The 3,287-nt window shown below is 47.3% G+C and carries 4 protein-coding genes; 3 read left to right on the top strand and 1 reads right to left on the bottom strand.

Annotated elements, in window-relative coordinates; all coding sequences use genetic code 11:
- Positions 1–232 (top strand): hypothetical protein (locus CUC53_RS16015; protein ID WP_236757941.1); only part of this gene is annotated, 232 nt, incomplete at its 5' end.
- The gene (locus CUC53_RS18915; protein ID WP_157798305.1) at positions 219–689 is read left to right on the top strand and encodes a hypothetical protein; all 471 of its coding nucleotides are present in this window, start codon (positions 219–221) and stop codon (positions 687–689) included. The genes CUC53_RS16015 and CUC53_RS18915, both read left to right, overlap by 14 nt.
- Before the next feature lie 185 nt (positions 690–874).
- Here CUC53_RS18915 and CUC53_RS16010 read toward each other — a convergent pair whose 3' ends face one another.
- Entirely contained in the window at positions 875–1,894 is a 1,020-nt protein-coding gene (locus CUC53_RS16010) for a restriction endonuclease (RefSeq protein WP_100295059.1), read from the bottom strand.
- Between the two features lie 515 nt (positions 1,895–2,409).
- Between CUC53_RS16010 and CUC53_RS16005 the strand changes: the two genes are divergently transcribed.
- Positions 2,410–3,287, top strand: an 878-nt coding sequence (locus tag CUC53_RS16005; protein ID WP_157798307.1) for a PAS domain-containing protein, incomplete at its 3' end; no start/stop codon positions are given.

Genomic DNA, 3,287 nt, shown 5'->3' with positions numbered 1-3,287 from the left:
TTACCACCTTGTGGACTGGTTTGGGAATGTGGGGGCGGACATGTTCCAAGCCATGGCTTCAATGGCCACTGGTGAGGTTGTTTTGTTAGTTTTGGCTGCAACTTTTGGTGCTACTGGTGTAATTGCTGGTGCTGTTGCAATTGTTATTGCGAGTCTGCTTGTTGCTCATATGTTTGAGAAATGGGATGTATCTGGTAAGGTTGTTTCCGGACTGAAAAATGCAATCAATTAATATCCATAGAGGTAAAGCTCTTCTATTAGGAGGGCTTTTAAATGTTTTTTCTTTTGGTACATTGATACTTTTTTATAGAGAGGCTTATCAAGCATATTTATCTGTTATTTATATGGAAGAAACTGTTGAAATAAATGTCGTTGCGCTATGGGTACCAATAGGTATTTTAGGTTTTTGTGCATTTACATTAGCTGGTTTTTTTGTATCGGTTTTAACAGGAGTAAAAGCTCATTTTGTTTGGGGGGAAAAGGGATTCAAGTTTAGTGAGTATTTGATAGGCTTTTTTGCTGTTATTGGGGTTTGCACCGCTGTTTTTTCGTACCAGTGGCTTACTAGCCGCTTAGATAAGGCAGAATATTCATATTGCAAGCCGTTATCAAAGATTAGCGCTATGGGTTGGCATGAGGTCTATGTGGCTCGCCCTGAATTGTGTGTTAAACCCAGCAAATTCCGATAAAAATGAAGATTGGGACAGCTACAGGATGACACTGGGACACCCACCTTTATGAGCAAGACACTGTATAGTCAGCACACAAAAAGGTGGGTGTCCCAGATTTCGGATGGTCATATCGACCTATGATCGTCTGACACAGAATATTGAACACCCTCGAACGTCCGATTACGCCTGACGGCTAATCGAACCTACCGGCTAAGCTTTTCAACCAGAAGCTTTCGTACTAGTTCTTCGCAAATATAATTATATGTATCATATGATTTTTGTACTTTTGATGGTAACTCACTCAACATTTTAGTCGGCAACTTAATCATTTTTCGTAGTTTGTTTATTTCAAGTTCATCATTTGTTTCTGAAATTTTCGTTTCAATATTTTCTATAAGCCATTTTTGAGTATTCTGCATATCCTCAATCGAAGTAATGTCAGCAGTGTTGAATAACCAAGACAATGCCAAAGTAACAAAATTGTAAACAAATTGGTGTGAATCATCAGAAGTCATGCTGAAGCATTTATCTCGAAATGATTTATAGTCTACAGGGTCAAGCATTAAATCGCGGACTGTCTCATCGGGTGATATTGGTGTGCGAAATCTAGGGCGGATAACCTGGTAATATACCATCAAAAAAGCCTCATCTCGCTTGTCAGCATCTAAGGAGTCCATCAACTCAATTAAATATCGAATGGAGTTCAACTGAGGTTTCATTGTATACGCAATATGATACCTGTTTAGAACAGGAAGGTAGCTGAGATCATGTATCAAATTGTACTTTAGTCTCAGTTCTTTCTTACCAACAGAAAGATTATCCAAGTCTTTAAGTTCCCAGATTTTAATTCTAAATGGAGGCTTGTGCTCCCTTTGATATTCCTCAAGATAATTTTTGGTAGGATTAGACAAAAAATTGGACGCTATTATTAGTAATACATCAGGTCTTTTTGAGTTAGCCCATGTTAATGCACTTTGAATTTTTTCTGGAGGGACTCCTTTTATGTAGTGTTTACATTCTATAAACCATTGTTCATGGTATTGGCTTCCATCCACATCACGCCGTAGTAATTGGCCTTGAATATCCCTGCCTTGGTCAGAAGGACTAGATAATAATCCTGTCCCTTTACGCCAACTGAGATTAACGAAATCCATACTATGGAGAAGGTCATAGCAAAACTCTTCAAATTCAGAGTCTTTCAACTCATTCAATGTAAATGACATGTATCTGTTTACTCCTGACTATCGGCTAAAACTCTGGCAACCGTTCTATTCATATAACATTACCAGCTGCCTCAGACGTTGAACGCATTCGCTAAACATCCTCTTTGTGTCTGTATTTTCCGATTGGGAAAATACACTCTAGGGATTGCAATGGAAAGTGTCACTCCGCTTCAGCTCCTGGCATAACTCGGGAGTGTGAGCAAGGTGACAAAACATGTGACATGGCTGACGCATAAATATCACCCCGTTATTAGAGAGAGTGGATGCCGGAGTACCCCACCTTCCACCACGGTCTCGGCCAGCCATTTGCCGACGGCAAACCCGACCGGTAGGAGCGGGGGTTGCCACCCTCTTGAGGCAGGTCACTAAATCGGGTGCGCTGGCGTGGTTAAATGGTTAACTCACATCTTGCCGGATATTGCTGTGACCATGCCATCTGACCTTCAGCCGCTGCGGCGCTTGCCTGACCATAGGGATGCCTTGTGGCGGTGTGCTTACCAGATAGTGCCGTGACCATGCCCGCTGAGCTTCAGCAGCACCCACACCTTCAGCCTTGGCCTGACTATCTGCAAGCCTCTTGGCTGCGCTGTGCCCACCAGACCAGCGCCACTCTTTGGCATCCGCCCCACCGCGCCAAGGGGCAAACCTTGCAGAGCCTGCGCCAGCGCAAGTGGGGCTTGCTCACCACCGGCGAGATGGCGCTCGAAGATCTCTACGAATTTATGGAGGGGCGCCCTTGCGCCCTGCTGCTCACCGACGAGAGCGGCTGCCTGCTGGCCCAGACCGGTCACCCCGACACCCTGCGCGATCTGGCGGCGCTGGGGTTTGGCCCCGGCGCCTTTTTCAGCGAGGGGCGCATCGGCACCAATGCCATCAATCTGGCGGCGCTAGAAGGGATGCCGCTTTGCGTCAGCGGCCGCCAACACTTCAACCAGACCCTCCACCCTTGGCACAGTTGCGCCAGCCCGGTTTACAACAGCAATGGCCGTCAGGTCGCCATCATCGCCCTGATCTGCAAGGTGGAGGCGGCGAGCGCAGGGGATCTGGCGCTCACCGTCAGTGCCGGGCGCGAGCTGGCCAATCTGTTGCAAATGGAGACCCTGATGCAGGAGTCCCAACACCATCTGAGCGAGCTTTACGCCCTGCTCGATGGTATGGATGACGGCGTGCTGGCTTGGGATGCACAGGGTAAATTGCGCTACCTCAATGGGTTGGCGGCCAACCGGTTGCGGCTTGATCCGGCGCTCTGTCTCGGCCAGCCGCTGGAGCAGCACCTGCTGTTGCCCCAGCGGTTGCAGCTGGCCATCAAGGGGCAGATGCCACTCAGTCATGTGGAGGTAACGTTGGAGCGGCTCGGCGGGCTGGAGGGGGAGTTTATCAATGCGCTGGTGAG

Origin of the sequence: Aeromonas cavernicola (assembly GCF_002795305.1) — a bacterium.
In the GTDB taxonomy this organism is placed as follows: domain Bacteria; phylum Pseudomonadota; class Gammaproteobacteria; order Enterobacterales; family Aeromonadaceae; genus Aeromonas; species Aeromonas cavernicola.
The sequence above is the reverse complement of the archived record's forward strand: the minus strand, read 5'-3'. Positions and strand labels throughout refer to the sequence as shown.

Bases quoted from the DNA above. Each gene is read 5' to 3' on its own strand.
- CUC53_RS18915 (WP_157798305.1), top strand. From the start codon at position 219: ATGCAATCAATTAATATCCATAGAGGTAAAGCTCTTCTATTAGGAGGG.
- CUC53_RS16010 (WP_100295059.1), bottom strand. From the start codon at position 1,894: ATGTCATTTACATTGAATGAGTTGAAAGACTCTGAATTTGAAGAGTTT.